Below are 18,040 nucleotides of genomic sequence, written 5' to 3'. Positions count from 1 at the left end.
GGGCCGCGGGGGAAGCACGGACACTACGGCGTCAGCACGATGCGGCCGAAGACCTCACCCGCGTCCATCTTCCGGTGCGCCAGCACGGCTCCCTCCAGGGGCAGCACCTCGTGCACCACCGTCTCGATGTCCCCGCGGCCGGCTGCGGCGAACTGCTCGCCGCGCACGGCCCGCAGGTCGGCCGGGGTGACGAAGGCCGCGCTGAAAGCGGCGAAGGACATCGACTTCTGGAACGCCGCCATGATCTTCGTCCCGAAGTCGGCGGGCGGCAGGCCCGCGACGGCGCCCACGGCGACCATGCGGCCGTTCGGGTTGAGCCGGTCGAAGAACGACGGCATGTCCTCACCGGCCACGACGTCGATGATGACGTCATAACCGTCCGGAGCGCCTTCCCCTCCAGCGCCGGAGCGCTCCAGTACGTGGGTCGCGCCGAGGCGGCGCAAGCGTTCGCCGCGCTCGGCGGACGAAGTCGTCACCGCCACCGCGGCAGCACCCCCGCGAGCGGCGAGCTGCACTGCCATGATCCCGATACTGCCGGCCGCGCCGCGCACCAGGACCGTCTCCCCGGGGGCGAAGTGGGCGTGGCGGAGCCCGAAGTGCGACACCACGCCGGCGCTGCCGAGTGTCACCGCGTCGACGGCGGACAGGTCGCCGGGCAGGGGAAGGATCTCGTCGGCCGGCACGACGGCCTGCTCGGCGTAGCCTCCGCCGGTGCCGGTGAAGCCCCACACCCGGCGGCCGGTCCACGAGGTGTCGACACCCTCGCCGACCGCGACCACCCTGCCTGCCACCTCTCCACCCGGAATGTGGCCCTCTTTGAACCCGTACGCGGCCAGAGCCCCGCTCCGGATCAGGGTGTCGGCACCGGCGACGCCCACCGCCTCGGCGGCGATCAGCACCTGCCCGGCCTCGGGCACGGGTACCGGCAGATCGATCACGGCCAGACCTTCCGGGCCTCCGAACGTCCGGATCGCGATTGCCTTCATGTCGTCTCCGTCTTCCCGGATCGCGTCGACAGGGCCCCACGCCCTGTCGGTCACCGATCGGCGCTCGGCGGAGAGGGGGCTCTCCGCCGTCGCCGGGGCGGGCCCCAGCGCCCCGCCTCACCTGTCGGAAGGTAACGGACGCCCCCGTCCGTTTAGGTAAAGTGAGAGCGGTGACCGCCCCTTTGCCTCACACCCTGCGTTCCGACGCGCTGGAGAATCGCGACCGCATCCTCGACGCGGCCCGAGCGCTGTTCTCCACCGAAGGCCTGGACGTGCCGATGCGGAAAATCGCGCGGCGCGCCGAGGTGGGACCCGCGACCTTGTACCGGCACTTCCCCACCAAGCAGACACTGGTCGCCGACGCGTTCGCGGAACAGCTGCACGCGTGCCGTGCCATCGTCGACGAGGGGTGCGCCGATCCTGATCCGTGGCACGGCCTGTGCCTGGTGATCGAGAGGATCTGCGAGCTGCACGCTCGCGACCGGGGCTTCACCGAGGCCTTCCTGTCGGCCTTCCCGGGGGCGACGGATGTCGCGGCCGGCCGTGAGTACACGGTGCGGGCGGTCGCCCGACTCGCCGGACGGGCCAAAGAGGCAGGACGCCTGCGGTCCGACTTCGTGCTGGACGACCTGGTCCTCGTACTCATGGCCAACAAGGGGCTCAACGCCACGTCGAACGCCACCCGGGTCGCGGCCTCCCGGCGCTTCGCGGCGTTGGCGATCCAGGCGTTCGAAGCCTGCCCCCACCACGCACCGCTGCCACCGCTGGGCGGAGACACCACGGGGCGACCTCCCGAGGCGTAGAATCGAATCAATGTTCGACAATGTGCTCGGTCCCCGTTCCTCTCGACGCCCGCTGCGCCCACCGCCCCGCCCGCGTATCACCGTGGCGGGTACGGCCCTCCTGCGCCCGTCCCACGACCGGCGCACCCTGGAATCATGAGCGCGCCGATCAGCATCCACCGCCCCTCCCCCACCGGCGGCCGGCGAGTCACCATCCGGGGGCAGATCGCGGGGCTCGCGAGGGGAGACTCCGACGTGGTCGAGTTCCTGCGGCGGGCAGGCCTCGTCGATGCCGAGCGGCTGCTCGACGACCCCCGGTGGGTCGAATGGCGGGGCGGGCGGGCCCACCGGTACGAAGCGGCCTGACCGTGCGTGCGCTCGTCACACCCGCTCGGCCCGGAAGATGTGGTGCTGGGCGACGAGCTCGACGGTGACCGCGACCGCGACCGACTGCACGGCCATGAGGGCGATCAGGACGAAGAGCTGTACCGCGCCCGCCATGAGTGGACTCGCGCCCCCCAGCAGCATCCCGACGAACGCACCGGGAAGCGTGACCATTCCCACGGTCCGGGTCTGATCGAGACCGGGCAGCAACGCGTCGGACGCGGAGGGTCTCGCGACCTCCACCCGGGCGTCCCGGTCCGAGAAGCCCAGCGCCATGGCAGCCTCCACCTCGCCCCGCCGCTGCTCCAGCTCGTCCAGCGCCCGCCGCCCGGCCTGGACGGTCACGGTGAGTGCCCCGCCGATGAGGATTCCGGTGACCGGGATCAGCGCGACACCCTTCACCGGTACGAGTCCGGTCAGCAGCAACGAGGCGACCACCGGCACCACCCCCGCGGCGATCGGCACACACGTGAGCCACCAGGTGTGGTTGCCGGTGATCCGGCGCCCGGCCGTGCGCACCGCGACCGAGAACATGACGACCAGGAACGTCAGCAGCCCGAGGACCTCGTGGACCGCCCAGGCGATGACGAGGGAGACCGCGGCGAGCTGGACCGCCGCACGCACTCCGGCGATCAGGATCTCCCGGGCCCGGTGCGTCCGGTCGTCCGGGGAGAGGTGGCAGAGTCCCGCCACGGCCGCCGCCACCAGCGCGAGCACACCCAACAGGATGCCGAGGGTGAGGTTGACCGGGAGGAGAGATGCCGCACTCAGAGTCACCGGACCACCCTATGGGCCCTGCGGGGACGGCCGAGCAGGGCCCGAGGCGGAGGCCGGTGGGGCGTTACGGGGTGTCGCCCTGCCAGTCCCACCGGTGGAGATCCCCCCGGCGGGGGCCGTACTCGGCTCGGCCGCCCGGGCCGTACGCCCCTATCTCCGTGATCAGAGCCGCACCCTCGGCCAGTGCCGTCCTCGACCATCCGGTCACGTCGAGGAGCAGCCCGTCCAGGGGGCCGCCGACCAGCTCACGGTAGGTGTGCCCGGGGCGTGGTCCGGGGTCCGGGTCCTCATGGTCGGCGCCGTACACCCGACGCCGCATCAGCTCGTCCATACGGGCAGGATCGCACCCACCACTGACAACCGCAGTGCGCGGACCGCTCACCGTGCTCCGGAGCGGTCGTCGCGCTTCCCGGCTCGGCGCCCCACGTCCGGGGGATCCCCGCGCGGCAGTCGGGTCCGCCCCGCCGACGGACGCGTGCACCCGTCCCACCGGACCGACCACCACGACCGGCCGGCGCACCGGACCGCCCTCGCGGCACACCGTCGTACGGTGACACCGCCCTTGACAGGCCCTGCCCGCCCTGACCGCCCAGCCCGGCTCCCCCGGCTCCGACTGCCCCCGCGTCTCCCCGGCAGCATCCACACCGTCGATCCTGCCAGGAGCCCGTGGGCCCGGTCAGGCACGGTCCGGCGCGACCGACGATGCTGGTTCCACGCCGGACTGATGTTCGGTCAGGTGCACTTCATGTCAGGGTTGATGAGGGCGAGGCCACTGACTTCGTCCCCGTCGGTGGTGAACTCGTAGGCCCAGTCCTGCTTTCCGTCGACGGGCACGCTGTACCGGCCGTCCTCGGCCAGGGCGAGGCCGTGGGAGTCATAGGCCTGCTTGAGCTCCGCGAGGGTGGATCCGGCACCGATGCCCTCGGCCGTCCGTGCGGCGGCCGGAACGGCGAGTTCGCGCAGCCCGGTGGAGCCGAAGGAGACCCGGCCCTGGGCCAGGAACGCCTTGTCCAGGTCCTCACGCAGCTTCATGACGTCCGCCTGGGCCTGTGCCGCGTCCGCGATGACCTTGGTGTCGGCCTCCACTTGCCCGGCCGACTCCGCCGCACGCGCGGCAAACTCCGCGGACTCCGCCGCGGAGGCGTTCGCCGGCAGGGTCGGGAGCGGGTCCGGCTCGGCTGTGGCCGCCTGGTCCGCCTTCGCGTCGAGGTCCTTGAGCTTCGCCTCGGCCGCGGCCTCCGCCGCCAGCCGGGCACTGTCCTGGGAGGACCCGCCGGCGGCTGACCCCGTGAAGGTGAAGTCGGTGCAGCCGCCGAGCTGCGAGATCGGCGTCGTCTCCAGGGTGCCGCCGGCCAGCGCGGCGTCCTTGCTCATGCCTGGCGTCAGGCCGCGGTAGCCGCTCTCCGTGAGCACCTCGGCCTTCGGGGAGGCCCCCGCCGCGGACCGGCTGTCCCCGCCGTCCGAGGAACAGGCCGCCGCACCGGCGGCCATCACGAGCGCGGCCAGTCCGGCGCCGACCATCCGGGTGGCGTGGGTCACGTCCGTCATTTCTCTCTCCAGGGTGGGGCCCGCCATCGGCCGCGCGGCAGTGGTCCGCGCGCAGTGGCCCGGTCCACGCTGCGACCGGTGCGGAGGGCCGACGGGCCGACTCCCGCGCAGCCCGCGAGGGGCGTGGTGGGTGTCGGCGTACCGGCAGATCATTCATGCACGGCGCATGCAATCTAGCAGATTTCGTGATCATGATCCGCTGGTGGCACCAACCGCTCGAACCGGACCCGTCCTGCTCGGACCGACGAGCACGTACGCCGTGGGGAACGACGTCCAGGGACAGCACTCACGTCCGGGGCCCGTGACCGTCGCTCGCCGACGGGTGGACGAGGAGGAGACCGTGCGGCGAGCGAAGTGTGACCGGCCCGCACGAACTGCCGTGGCCACAGGGCTCGGACGCCGGGTGGCGAGGAAGGCGCCTCACCACGGTCGTTCCCGCGTGGACGGACCGGTCGCGGCTACCGACGGCGGCGCTGGGCGACCGGGTTGAACTTGGCGGTGAGCGCCGTCAGGAACGCCGGGAGCTTGTCGACCATGGCTTTGGGGACCGGGGTCGTCTGCACGGTGCCCGTTCGTACGTCCTGGACGACGAGGGCGTACGTGCCGTTCTCCTCGACGAGTTCGGCGGCGAAGAGCAGTCTCTGGGTGGCGGTCTCCATCACAACTCCTGAGCGGGGGCGGTGTCGTTGATCCAGGCCGTCCACTCCTTGGTGGCCTGCTGCTCGTCGGTGTGTTCGGCGAACAGGTGGTGTCCGAGCCAGATCGGCACGTTCCAGGTGCTGCCGTTGAAGAACCGGTACAGGGCGTCCGGGCCTCGTAGGCCGACGAAATCGGTGCTGAGCCAGTCGACGACCACCTCGGCGGGGTCCTGGCCGGGGCCGGGGGCGAGGAGGGTGAACCGGTCGCCGACGACGGCGTCGTCGGCGAGGCCGAGGCGGCGGCGCAGCGCGGCGAAGTCGGCCGGATCAGTGGTGGGTTCGGGGTGCTGGGACCTGACGTAGACGGCGGGGCGGCCGGCGAAGTGCCGGAGGTACTCGGCCAGGGCGTGCTGGTGGAAGTCCACGTACTTCTCGGCCACGTCCGTCTTGGCGTCCCAGTTCCAGGTGTCGTCGACGACGCCCGTGTGCACCCAGTGGATTCCCATCCGCAGGTGGCTCGTGCCGCCGTCGGCCGGTTCGACCCGGTAGCTGAGGGTGTTGGAGAACCCGCCGTCCTGGGTCGCCCGGACGGCGAAGTGGTGCGGGGGCTCCCACGCCACGACCGTGGCGTCTCCCCGGGTCGCCTTTCCGCCGACGCGCGGCTCGATCTCCATCGGATAGAGCCAGCCGAGGTTGCCGGCGCCGGTGGCCACCGCGTCCCAGACCTGCTCGGGTGTGACGGGCAGGTCCTGCTCCCGGCGGACCTCGAACTCTCGGGCCATGGTCGGTACAGCTCCTTCGTGGTCGTTCATGGTCGGTGGATGAGCGGAAGGGTGGCCAGCCGACGCTGCAACGGGTTGTCCCGCCACTCCAGCGCCGCCCCGTCGGCCAGGCGCAGCGCGGGCAGCCGGCGCGCCAGCGTGCCGATGGCCACCTCCGCCTGGAGTTTGGCCAGTGGGCCGCCGAGACAGAAGTGCGGGCCGTGGCCGAAGCTCAGGTGGCGGTTGCCGGGACGCGACAGGTCGAGCCGGTCGGGGTCCTCGAAGCGTTCGGGATCGCGGTTGGTCGCGCCGAGGAACAGGTACACCAGCTCCCCCTCGCGCAGCGTCCGTCCGCCGATCTCCAGGTCCTCCGCGACCACCCGGACGATCGCCTGGGTCACCGTGTCGTAGCGGGCCAGTTCCTCCACCGCCCCGCGGATCAGGCCCGGTTTTGCGCACAGCCTGGCCCATTGGTCCGGGTTGCGCAGCAGGGCCAGCATGCCGTTGCTGATGAGGTGGGTGGTGGTCTCGTCCCCGGCGGTGATCAGGACGAAGCAGGTGGACAGCAGTTCGGAGTCGGTGAGCCGGTCGTCCTTGGTCTGGGTGGCGACCAGGGCGCTGATCAGGTCGTCGCCGGGGTCACGCCGGCGCTGCCGGATGAGCCCGGACAGGTACTCCTCGTAACCGTCGATCGCCGCCTCGGACTTGTCGATGTCCTCGCTGAGCCGGCCGAAGCGGCTGAACCAGCTCTTGACCTGCGGCCGGTCCTCGTCCGGGATGCCGAAGAGCTCGCAGACGACGGACATCGGCAGGGGCGAGGCGATCGCCTCGATCAGTTCCACGGCCGGACCGGCCGCGACCGCCTCGTCGACGAGCCGGTCGACGATCCGCTGCACGCCGTCGCGCAGGGCTTCGACGCGCCGGGCGGTGAACGCCTTGTTGGCCAGTTTGCGCAGCCGGGCGTGGTCCGGCGGGTCGGTGTTGCTCATCACCCGGCCGAGTCGCTCGGTGAGCCGGCTGAGGGCTTTGAGGTCACCGCCGAGCGAGCTGTAGGCGCTGGTCATCCTGTCCCGGTCGTTGGACAGCCGCAGGTCGCCGAGCGCCACCTCCACGTCGGCGTGGCGGGTGAGGTACCAGATGCCCTGGGGACTGCGGTGGACCGGGTCGTCGCGCCGCATGCGGGCGTACAGCGGGTACGGGTCCCGCCGGGCTTCCGGGGTGAGCAGGGCCGCGGCCAAGTCGTCGGGCCCGCCGGGGCCCGCGAGGGGGCCGCGCGGCCGGGCGGGGCATACGGCGAGGCCGCCGGGCAGGGCGGGGCCCGCACTGTCGCGGGCCCCGTCCACGGTTTCGGTCGAGGTCATGTCGGCCACTACCCCTGGGTGTCCATGGCGTCGGCGAGGCTCTTGGGCCGCATGTCGGTCCAGGACTGCTCGACGTGGGCCAGGCAGGCAGCGTGGGTGTCGGGGCCGTGGGTCACGGTCCAGCCCTCGGGTACGTCCGCGAACCGAGGCCAGAGCGAGTGCTGGTTCTCGTCGTTGACGAGGACGAGGAAGGTGCCGTCCTGGTCGTCGAAGGGGTTGGTCATGTGTCAGTCCTCCTGTGGGAAAAGGGTGGTTTCGCCGGCGTCCGCGGTGGTGACGGCATCGCGGACGGCCGGCGCGGTTCCGGAAGCGGCAGTGGCTCCGGCGTCTCGGGAAGCGGTGGTGGCTCCGGCGATCCGGGCAGCCAGGATCGGCCCGATCTGGGCCAGTGATCCCGCCTGGGTCATCTGGTCGTGCCGGGTGGTGATCTCGTGCGATTCGATCCGGCCCCCGATGTACGGGTGCCAGACCTTCGGCCCGGCGTCGTCGTCGCCCCGGCCGATCGTGGAGTTGAAGAGCAGCAGGTCCCCGTCGTACGTGCCGGGCACGAAGTCGACCGCCAGCTTCGCGTTGTTGATCATGATCTGGACGATCACCTCGACCTGCCGCTCGTTCAGCCCGGCCAGGGCGCTGCCCCGCCGGTTCAGCACCTCGGCGACCTCGGCGTAGGTGATGTCCCGGTCGCCGAGCTCGTCCGGGTCGACGTCGAGCACTCCGACGAGTACGTCCCGCACGGTGGGTACCGGCTCCTCCTCGAACCGCACGTCCTTCACCGGGTACGCGTCGAGGATCGCCAGCAGCGCGGTCCGCTCGCCGCGCGCCTGGAGTTCGCAGGCCAGCGCATGGGCGATAAGCCCGCCCGCGGACCAGCCGAGCAGCAGGTAAGGGCCCTGGGGCTGGATCTTCTGGACGTGGTCGGCGTAGTCGGCCGCCATCTCCTCGTAGGAGGTGGGCAGCGGCTCGGGCCGGCCGAGGCCGCGGGCCTGGAGCGCGTAGACCGGGTGCTGCGGGCCGAGGTGGTTCAGCAGCCCGCTGTACGACCAGCTGATGCCGCCGCCGGGGTGGACGCAGAAGAGCGCCGGTTCGGTGCCGGTCGAGCGCAGGGGGAGCAGGACGTCCAGGGCGTCTTCAGGATCGTTCATGGCCAGGCGTTCGGTGAGCCCGGCCACGGTCGGCGCCTCGAACAGCAGCCGCAGGCCCAGTTCCAGGCCGAGGGTCTCGCGGATCCGGGAGGCCAGCCGGGCGGCCAGCAGCGAGTGGCCGCCCAGGTCGAAGAAGCCCTCGTCGATGCCGACCTGGTCCCTGCCGAGGACTTCGGCGAAGAGGCCGCACAGCAGTTGCTCCTGCGGGGTCCGCGGTCCGCGCCCGGCGGCTGGCGCCCCGTAGTCGGGGGCGGGCAGGACGGCCCGGTCGAGCTTGCCGTTGGCGGTCAGCGGCAGCGCCTCCACGGTGACGAACGCCGCCGGCACCATGTAGTCGGGGAGTTCCCGGCGCAGTCGGCCGGCCAGGGCGGCACTCTCGGGCACGCCTTCCGGCGCGGCCACCAGGTAGGCGACCAGCCGTTTGTCCCCCGGCCGGTCCTCGCGGGCGACGACGGCCGCCTGGGCGACGCCCGCGCAGCTCGCCAGGACCGCCTCGATCTCTCCGGGCTCGATCCGCAGTCCGCGCAGCTTGACCTGGTGGTCGACGCGTCCGGCGAACTCCAGCGTGCCGTCGGGGAGCCACCAGGCGAGGTCGCCGGTGCGGTACATACGACTTCCGGGTGGGCCGTACGGGTCGGCGGTGAAGCACTCCGCCGTGAGGCCGGGCCGGCCGAAGTAGCCACGGGCCACGCCCGTCCCCGCGAGGTACAGCTCACCGACCATGCCGGTCGGCACCGGCCGAAGCCGGTCGTCGAGCACGTAGGTGCGCATGTTCGCCATCGGCGCGCCGATCGGCACGGTCGCGGCGTTTTCGGGGAGTGCGCGTACCCGGTGGCAGGTGGCCAGGGTGGTGGCCTCGGTGGGGCCGTAGCCGTTGACCACCTCGATGCCCGGGCAGGCCGCGAGGACCCGGGCGGCGGCTGCCGGGGAGACCACGTCGCCGCCGGTCCACACCTCGCGCACCCCGGCCAGCAGGCCCGGACGTTCCTCGGCTACCAGGCGGAACAGCCCGGCGGTCAGCCACAGACCGGTCACCCCGTGCGTGGTGATGGTGTGGTGCAGCAGGTCGAGGTCGATCCGCTCGGGCGGCGCGACCACGATCCGGCCGCCGTTCAGCAGCGGGACCCACAGTTCGTAGGTCGAGAGGTCGAAGGCGGTCGGGGAGTGCATCAGCACCCGCTCGTGTCCGCCACCGCGCCACTCCGGGCTCAGCGCGAGACCCACCACGTCCCGGTGGGTGACGGCCACGCCCTTCGGCCGCCCGGTCGAGCCGGAGGTGTACATGATGTACGCCGCCTGGTCCTCCCGGCACGGCACCTCGACTCCGCCCGGACCGTCTCCCGCGGACTGCACCAGGGCGGTGAGCACCTCCTCGGTGAGGACGACGCTCGCTCCGCTCTCCCGCAGGATCAGGTCGATCCGGGAGGAGGGGAAGCGCGAGTCCAGCGGTACGTAGGCGCCGCCGGCCTTGATGATCGCCAGGATCGCCACGACCAGCTCCGCCGAGCGGTCCAGCAGGACCGCGACGGGCGTCTCGGGCCGCACGCCCTGGCTGATGAGCGCCCTCGCCAGGTGGTCGGCCCGAAGGCCGAGTTCCGCGTACGTCAGCTCGGTGCCGCCCGCCACGACCGCCACCGCGTCCGGGGTGGCCCGCACCTGGCGGGCGAAGAGCTCCGGCACCGAAGCCGAGGGCAGCTCGGCTGCCGTGTCGTTGACCATGTACAGCAGCCGGTGACGTTCCTCGTCGGACATGAGGTCGATCCGGCTGATCGGGCGGTCCGGGTCGGCGACCGCCGCGCGCAGCAGGCGGGCCCAGCGCTCGAACAGCAACTCCACGGTGGACGCGTCGAAGAGGTCGGTGGCGTACTCCACCGCGCCGACCAGTCCGTCGGCGCCGCCGTCCGGGCGGAACCGCTCGGCCAGGCTGAACGTCAGGTCGACGCGTGCGGTCCCGGTCGGGGCCGCCACGTGTCCGGTGTCCAGTCCTGGCAGCGCGAACTCGCCGAGCGGCGCGTTCTGCAGGGCCAGCATCACCTGGAACAGCGGGTGGTGGGCGAGCGACCGCACCGGATTGGCCACCTCGACCAGGTACTCGAACGGCACGTCCTGGTGGTCGTACGCGGCGAGCGCCTTCTGCCGTACCCGGCCGAGCAGGTCGGCGAAGCCGGGGTCTCCCGCGGTGTCGGTGCGCAGCACCAGGGTGTTGACGAAGAATCCGACGAGCTCGTCGAGCGCCTGGTCGGTCCGGCCGGCGATCGGGCTGCCGACCGGGATGTCCGTACCGGCGCCGAGCCGGGTGAGCAGGGCGGCGAGACCGGCTTGCAGCACCATGAACATGCTGGCGCCGCGTGCCGTGGCGAGGTCGCGCAGTGCCTGGTGCAGCTCGGGGTCCAGCCGGACCACGACCCGGTCGCCCCGCTGGGAGGCCACCGGCGGCCGGGGCCGGTCGGCGGGCAGCTGCACCTGCTGCGGGATTCCTGCCAGCTCCTCCTTCCAGTAGGCGAGTTGGCGGGCGAACAGGCTGTCCGGGTCGGCGGCGTCGCCGAGCAGGTCGCGCTGCCAATGGGTGTAGTCGGCGTACTGCACCGGCAGCGCGGACCACCGGGGTTCCTCGCCCCGGCAGCGCGCCGCGTAGGCCGTCGCCAGGTCGGCGGAGAGCGGTCCCATCGACCAGCCGTCCGCGGCGATGTGGTGCACCACGACGAGGAGTACGTGCCGGTCGGGGGCGAGCGCGTACAGCTCGGCCCGGACCGGCAGGTCCTCGGCGAGGTCGAATCCGTGCCGTGCCCCCTTCGCCAGGGCCTCGGCCAGCCCGCTCTCCTCGATCCCGGTCACCGGGAGCGCCGGGTGCGCCCGCTCGGTGCTCAGCACGACCTGGTACGGCACGCCGTCAATCTCACGGAAGACCGTCCGCAAGCTCTCGTGCCGGCCGATCACGTCCGCGAGCGCGGCGTGCAGGGCGGAGCGGTCGAGGTCGCCGGTCAGACTCAGGGCGAGCGGCATGTTGTAGGTGGCGCTCGGCCCGTCCATCCGGTGCAGGAACCACAGGCGGCGCTGGGCGAAGGAGAGCTCGACCCGCTCGGGGCGGGGGCGGGTGGTCAGCGCGGGCCGCGCCGCCCCGGAGCCGTCCAGCCGGGCCGCCAGCGCGGCGACGGTCGGGGTCTCGAAGAGGGTCCGGACCTCCAGCTCGGCTCCGAGGGTCGTGCGGACCCTGGAGGCCAGGCGGGTCGCCAGCAGCGAGTGCCCGCCGAGGTCGAAGAAGCTGTCCTCGACCCCGACCTGTGCCAGCCCGAGGACCTCGGCGAAGAGTTCGGCGAGGAGTTGTTCCTGCGGGGTGCGCGGCGCCCGTCCGGCCACGGCGGCGCCGAGGTCGGGGGCGGGCAGTGCGCGACGGTCGAGCTTGCCACTGCCCGTCAGCGGCAGCGCGTCCAGCGCCACGAACGCCGACGGGACCAGGTAGTCGGGCAGCCGCCCGCGCAGCCAGTCGCGGAGTTCGCCGAGGAGGGCGCCGGTCCCCCGGCCGCCGGTCGGGCGGTTGGTCAGCGACGACAGCGCCCTGCCGGTGTCCCCGGCCGGCCGGTACGCCTCGACCGGGAAGCCGTGGAGCGTGCGCGGGTCGGCGAAGACGACGTCGAGGGCGTCGGCCTCGTTCGCCGACCAGGTGACCGCGACCACGCGGCCGAGCTCCCGCCCGAGGGCGTGGAACTCCTCCGGATCGGGGAGGCCGTTCTCCTCGGAGGATTCCCCGGCCGCGCGCAGCCGTCCCATCAGCTCCTGGGGCGGCACGTCCCCGTCCTGCACAGCCCTGGCCAGGGCGGCTTCCCGCACCACGCGGCGGTTCGGCACCCCGGTGATCCGAAGCAGATCGGGGGCGGACCGCTGAGCGAGCAGTTCGCGCAGCTCGTCCGGGGCGGCGATCTGCCGCCCCCACGCCAGCTCGACTGACCGGCCCGGGGCCTGCGGGGCGGCCGGTGAGGCGTGCAGCGTCACGTCGTAGCGGTACCGGGAGAGTTCGTTGTGGTGCCGGCCGCGCTTGATCTCCACGGCCACCGCGCCGATGTCCGTGGAACGGGTCCGCAGACCGGTGAAAAAGTCCGGGTCGATCAGGAGTTCCTTCTCCACCCTGACGGCCTGCTCCACCGCGCGGCGCACAGCCTCGGGTGCGGTGCCGCTGCCGGTCCGGTGCAGAGCGACGGCGGTGGCCAGCGGGCGCAGCAGCCGCAGGTTGCGGACGTCACCGATGAAGAGCGCGCCGCCGGGGGCGAGCAGCCCCATCAGTTTTCCGATCACGTCGGCGAGGTAGTCGGCGGACGGGAAGTACTGCACCACCGAGTTGATCACGATGGTGTCGAACTCCCCGGCCGGCAGCCCTTCGGTGTCGTGCGCCGGACGGGTCTGGAGCACCACGCGCCCGGCCAGCCCTTCCTCGCCCGCCACTTGGGCGGTCAGGGCGTCGATCGCGGTGGCGGAGAAGTCGGTTGCCCAGTAGCTCTCGCAGTGGGGCGCGACCTGCGAGAGCAACAGACCGGTACCGACTCCGACTTCCAGCACCCGGCGCGGACGCAGGGCCAGGATGCGGGCCACGGTGGCGTCCCGCCACTCGCGCATCTGTTCGTCGGGGATCGGGCCGGAGTCGTAACTACTGTTCCAGCCGACGAAGTTGTGGCCGAAGGCCGCTTCCTCGGGGGCGATGGGCAGGGCGTCGTAGATGTCCTGCCACTCGCCGACGTGGTCCGCTTCCAGCCCGTCGTCCCGGGCCACGTCCTGGCGCGGGACGACGTAGCCGACGAGCCGGTCGTCCTGGGCCACGACGGCGGCCCGGGCGACGGCGGGGTGCTCGGCCAGCGCGGCCTCGACCTCGCCGGGCTCGACACGGAAGCCGCGGACCTTCACCTGGTCGTCGGCGCGGCCGACGTACTCCAGCTGGCCGTCGCCCCGGCGGCGCACCAGGTCGCCGGTGCGGTACATGCGCTCACCCGGTACGAACGGGCAGGCGGTGAACCGTCCGGCCGTCAGGCCGGGCCGGTTCAGGTAGCCCCGTGCGAGGCCCGCACCCGCGACGTACAGCTCCCCGGTGACGCCCGTCGGCACCGGCCGCAGCCGGTCGTCCAGCACGTACACCCGGGCGTTGGCGATCGGCCGGCCGATCGGCGGCACGCCGGGTGCCGGGGAGAGCGGGTCGCTCATGGTCGCGCACACGGTCGTCTCGGTCGGGCCGTACGCGTTGATCATCCGGCGTCCGGGCGCCCAGCGCGCCACCAGCTCCGGCGGACACGCCTCCCCCGCCACCACCAGCGTGGACGCGGTGATCCCGCCGTCCGGCACGGCGGCCAGGACGGAGGGGGGCACGGTCACGTGGGTGATGCCGAGGCCCGGATCGGTCAGCGCGGCGAGCGGCTCGGCCGCGGGGGGCAGCACCAGGGCCGCTCCGCACAGCAGGGCGGTGAAGATCTCGGAGACCGACGCGTCGAAGCTGGGCGAGGCGAACTGGAGCACCCGGCTGCCGGGTTCGAGTCCGAAGCGCTCGATCTGTCCGGCGACCAGGCTCGCCACACCGGCGTGGCTCACGACGACGCCCTTGGGGCGGCCGGTCGAGCCCGAGGTGTAGATCACGTAGGCCGGATGCCGGACGTCGAGCGCGACCCCCGGATCGGTCTCCGGCCCGTCACCCCCGGCCACCATGGCCGAGTCGTCGACCACCACCGCCGGGCGGGCGTCCGCCAGCATGTAGGAGATCCGCGACCGCGGATATCCCGGATCGACCGGCAGGTACGCGGCCCCGGACTTCAGCACGCCGAGAACCGCCACCACCGACTCCACCGACCGGGGCAGAGCCACCGCCACGACCTGCTCCGGGGAAACTCCCCGCCCGATCAGCGCATGCGCGAACCGGTTCGCCCGCACATCGAGTTGCCGGTACGTCAGCTCTTCATCGCCGCAGACCAGTGCGACCGCGTCCGGCGTCCTCGCCACCTGCGCCGCGAGGGCCTGCGGCAGCGGGACGGTGTCCACGTCCCGGGCGGTCGCGTTGTCCTGTTCCAGCAGTCGGTGCCGCTCGCCGGCGCCGAGGAGGTCGATCCCTCCGATGGCCTGCTCCGGGTCGGCGGTGACGGCCTTCAGCAGGAGCGTCCAGCGCCGGACCAGGGAGCCGACCGTCGACCGGTCGAACAGGTCGGTGGCGTACTCGACCGCGCCGAGGATTCCGGCCGGGCTTCCGTCCGGACCGAACTGTTCGACCATGCTGACCCCGAGGTCGAACTTGGCGGTCCTGGTCGCGACCGCGTAAGTGGCGACGTCCAGACCGGGCAGCGAGAACCGTCCCATGGGGGCGTTCTGTACGGCCAGGATGGTCTGGAAGAGGGGGTGGTGGGAGAGGGAGCGGGACGGGTTCAGCGCCTCCACCAGGTGCTCGAACGGCACGTCCTGATGCGCGTAACCCGACAACGCCGTCTCCCGCACCCGGCCCAGCAACTCCGCGAAACTCGGATCACCACTCGTATCCGTACGCAACACCAACGTGTTCACGAAGAACCCGACCAGATCGTCCAACGCCTCGTCCGTACGACCCGCGATCGGACTCCCGATCGCGATGTCCTCCCCCGCACCCAACCGCGTATACAGAGCAGCCAACGCCGCCTGCAGCACCATGAACAGACTCGTCCCGGTGCTCCGGGACAGCTCCACGAGCTTCACGTGCAGTTCGGAGTCCAGCTCCAGGCCGATGTGGTCGCCGCGCCGGCCGGCGACGGCCGGGCGCGGACGGTCGGTGGGCAGCTGGAGCAGCTCCGGCAGGTCGGACAGCTGCCGCTTCCAGTAGTCGAGCTGCTCGGCGAACCGGCTCCGCGGGTCGGCGGCGTCGCCGAGCAGCTCGCGCTGCCACAGCGTGTAGTCGGCGTAACTGACCTGCAGGGCGGGCCTGTTCACCGTCCCGCCCTCGCAGCGGGCCGCGTAGGCCTCGGCCAGGTCGCGGGCGAGCGGTCCGGTGGACCAGCCGTCGGCGGCGATGTGGTGCATGACCAGCAGCAGCACGTGCTCGTCCGGGGCGACGGCGAACAGCTCCGCCCGCAGCGGCGGCTCCGTCGCCAGGTCGAAGGGCTGGCGGGCCGACTCGGCGAGGCGCTCGGCCAGTTCGGCCTGTGTCACCTGGGCCGACAGGACGGGCAGGCGGACCACGGCGGAGTCCAGTACGCGCTGGCACGGTACGCCGCCGGCTTCGGGGAACACCGTCCGCAGGCTCTCGTGCCGGGCCACCACGTCCGCGAGCGCCTGGTCCAGCGCACCACGGTCGAGTGTTCCGGTCAGCCGCAGGGCCAGAGGGATGTGGTAGGTCGCGGCGGTGGCGTCCATGCGGTGCAGGAACCAGAGCCGACGCTGGGCGAAGGAGAGCGGCACGGTCGCGGGCCGCTCGTAGGCGGTCAGCGCCGGGCGCGCCTGGCCCGTCCCGGTCAGCGTCTCGGCCAGACCGGCCACGGTGGGCGTCTGGAAGAGCGCGCGCAGCCCGAGCTCCACGCCGAGCACCGAACGCACCCTGGCGACCAGCCGGGTGGCGAGCAGGGAGTGCCCGCCCAGGGCGAAGAAGTCGTCGTCGACCGAGACCTTCGGCACGTCCAGCACCTCGGCGAACAGCCCGGCGAGGATCTGCTCCTGGGGCGTGCGGGGCATCCGCCCGCCGCCCTCGGGAGTGGCTTCGGGTGCGGGCAGCGCCGCCCTGTCCAGCTTCCCGTTCGGCGTGGACGGCAGCGCGTCCATCACCACGAAGACGGACGGCACCAGGTAGTCCGGCAACCGCTCGCGCAGGTGCGCGGCGAGCTCCGCGGGACGGACCGCCGGACGGGCGCGGGTCACCACGTAGCCCACGAGCCGGTCGTCCCGGGCGACGACGGCCGCCTGGGCAACGGCGGGGTGCTCGGCCAACGCGGCCTCGACCTCGCCGGGCTCGACGCGGAAGCCGCGGACCTTCACCTGCTGGTCGGCGCGGCCGACGTACTCCAGCGCGCCGTCGGTCCGATGCCGTACCAGGTCGCCGGTGCGGTACATCCGCGTACCCGCCGGTCCGAACGGGCAGGCGGTGAACCGCCCTGCCGTCAGACCTGGCCGGTTCAGGTAACCGCGCGCCAAACCCGGTCCGGCGACGTACAACTCGCCTTCCACGCCCGGCGGTACGAGGCGCAGCCGCTCGTCCAGTACGTACACCCGGAAGCCCGCCACCGGTCGCCCGATCGGCGGCACGCCGGGTGCCGGGGAGAGCGGGTCGCTCATGGCCGCGCACACGGTCGTCTCGGTCGGGCCGTACGCGTTGATCATCCGGCGTCCGGGCGCCCAGCGCGCCACCAGCTCCGGCGGGCACGCCTCACCCGCGACCACCAGGGTGGTGGCCGTGAGCGCGGCGGTGTCCACTGCCGCGAGCGCCGAGGGCGGAAGCGTCACGTGGGTGACGGCGAGCCGCTGGTCCGTCAGGGCTTCCAGCGGGGCCTCGGCCGGGGCCAGCACGAGGGTGGCGCCGGTGAGAGTCGCGCTGCAGAGGTCCCAGAAGGACGCGTCGAAGCTCGGCGAAGCGAACTGGAGCACCCGGCTGCCCGGCTTCACGCCGAGCCGCTCCGCCTGCGCCGCCACCAGGCCGAAGACGCCGGCGTGGCTCACGACGACGCCCTTGGGGAGGCCGGTCGAACCCGAGGTGTAGATCACGTAGGCCGGATGCCGGACGTCCAGCGCGATCCCCGGATCGGCCTCCGGCAGCCCGTCGGTGTCGGTCACCGTCGCGGGATCGTCGACCACCACCACCGGACCGGCATCCGCCAGCATGAAGTCGATTCGCGACCGCGGATACCCCGGATCGACCGGCAGATACGCGGCCCCCGCCTTCAGCACGCCGAGAACCGCCACCACCGACTCCACCGACCGAGGCAGAGACACCGCCACGACCTGCTCCGGACCGACCCCCCGCCCGATCAGCGCATGCGCGAACCGGTTCGCCCGCACATCGAGCTGACGGTACGTCAACTCCTCAGGACCGCAGACCAGCGCGACCGCGTCCGGCGTGGACGCCACCTGCGCCGCGAAGAGTTCGGGGAAGCTTCCCCGGGGCGCCATGTCCTCGGCGGCGGGCAGCAGTTCGCGGCGTTCGCCGGCGGTGAGCAGGTCGATCCCGCCGATCGGCCGGTCGGGCGCGGCGGCGACCGCGGCCAGCAGCCTGGTCCACCTGGCGGCCAGGAGCTCGACCGTCGGGCGGTCGAACAGGTCGGTGCTGTATTCGATGGCGCCGCCGAGCCCGGCGGGTGCGCCGTCGGGCCCGTGCTCTTCCGCGAAACCGAAGGTCAGGTCGAGCCGCGCGGTCCCGGTGAGCACGGCCATTCCGGAGACCTTCAGGCCCGGCAGTTCGAAGTCGCCGCCCGGCGCGTTCTGCACGACCAGCCCGGTCTGGAAGAGGGGGTGGTGGGAGAGGGAGCGGGACGGGTTCAACGCCTCCACCAGGTGCTCGAACGGCACGTCCTGGTGCGCGTAACCCGACAACGCCGACTCCCGCACCCGGCCCAGCAACTCCGCGAAACTCGGATCACCACTCGTGTCCGTACGCAACACCAACGTGTTCACGAAGAACCCGACCAGATCGTCCAACGCCTCGTCCGTACGACCCGCGATCGGACTCCCGATCGCGATGTCC

The 18,040-nt window shown here is 72.6% G+C and carries 11 protein-coding genes; 2 read left to right on the top strand and 9 right to left on the bottom strand.

The genetic code is table 11. The annotated features are described in order from the left end of the window. Window positions 1–23: 23 nt before the first annotated feature. Entirely contained in the window at window positions 24–986 is a 963-nt protein-coding gene (locus ACFWEP_RS14315) for a zinc-binding dehydrogenase (RefSeq protein WP_387369917.1), read from the bottom strand. Between the two features lie 170 nt (window positions 987–1,156). Here ACFWEP_RS14315 and ACFWEP_RS14310 point away from each other — a divergent pair, with 170 nt between their 5' ends. Both ACFWEP_RS14310 and ACFWEP_RS14305 read left to right on the top strand, forming a co-directional pair. Continuing rightward, complete coding sequence (locus ACFWEP_RS14310; RefSeq protein WP_387369915.1) at window positions 1,157–1,789, top strand: TetR/AcrR family transcriptional regulator; 633 nt, start codon at window positions 1,157–1,159, stop codon at window positions 1,787–1,789. 135 nt (window positions 1,790–1,924) lie between these two features. Further along, a complete protein-coding gene (locus ACFWEP_RS14305; RefSeq protein ID WP_387369913.1) occupies window positions 1,925–2,134 on the top strand; it encodes a hypothetical protein in 210 nt (69 codons plus the stop codon). Between the two features lie 15 nt (window positions 2,135–2,149). On the opposite strand, the gene ACFWEP_RS14300 is transcribed toward ACFWEP_RS14305, so the two are convergent. From ACFWEP_RS14300 to ACFWEP_RS14265, 8 genes are all read right to left on the bottom strand, one after another. Further along, on the bottom strand, window positions 2,150–2,929 hold the full coding sequence (locus ACFWEP_RS14300; protein ID WP_387369911.1) for an ABC transporter permease: 780 nt from the start codon (window positions 2,927–2,929) through the stop codon (window positions 2,150–2,152). A 64-nt stretch (window positions 2,930–2,993) separates the two neighbouring features. Beyond that, window positions 2,994–3,260, bottom strand: a complete 267-nt coding sequence (locus ACFWEP_RS14295; RefSeq protein ID WP_387369909.1) for a hypothetical protein — start codon at window positions 3,258–3,260, stop codon at window positions 2,994–2,996. Between the two features lie 401 nt (window positions 3,261–3,661). Continuing rightward, window positions 3,662–4,477, bottom strand: coding sequence for a hypothetical protein (locus ACFWEP_RS14290; protein ID WP_387369907.1), 816 nt, complete (start codon window positions 4,475–4,477; stop codon window positions 3,662–3,664). Between the two features lie 458 nt (window positions 4,478–4,935). Next, the gene (locus ACFWEP_RS14285) at window positions 4,936–5,136 is read right to left on the bottom strand and encodes a hypothetical protein (RefSeq protein WP_387369905.1); all 201 of its coding nucleotides are present in this window, start codon (window positions 5,134–5,136) and stop codon (window positions 4,936–4,938) included. Continuing rightward, entirely contained in the window at window positions 5,136–5,897 is a 762-nt protein-coding gene (locus ACFWEP_RS14280; protein ID WP_387369903.1) for an SRPBCC domain-containing protein, read from the bottom strand. Before ACFWEP_RS14280 ends, ACFWEP_RS14285 begins: the two co-directional genes overlap by 1 nt. Window positions 5,898–5,923: 26 nt before the next feature. Then, a complete protein-coding gene (locus tag ACFWEP_RS14275; RefSeq protein WP_387369901.1) occupies window positions 5,924–7,237 on the bottom strand; it encodes a cytochrome P450 in 1,314 nt (437 codons plus the stop codon). Between the two features lie 8 nt (window positions 7,238–7,245). Continuing rightward, entirely contained in the window at window positions 7,246–7,461 is a 216-nt protein-coding gene (locus tag ACFWEP_RS14270) for an MbtH family protein (RefSeq protein ID WP_387369899.1), read from the bottom strand. Between the two features lie 3 nt (window positions 7,462–7,464). After that, on the bottom strand, window positions 7,465–18,040 hold a 10,576-nt coding region (locus ACFWEP_RS14265), incomplete at its 5' end, for an amino acid adenylation domain-containing protein (RefSeq protein WP_387369897.1).

Source organism: Streptomyces sp. NPDC060198 (genome assembly GCF_042728415.1).
Classification (GTDB): domain Bacteria; phylum Actinomycetota; class Actinomycetes; order Streptomycetales; family Streptomycetaceae; genus Streptomyces.
Note: the sequence above shows the minus strand (reverse complement) of the source record. Positions and strands in the feature narration are given on the sequence as shown.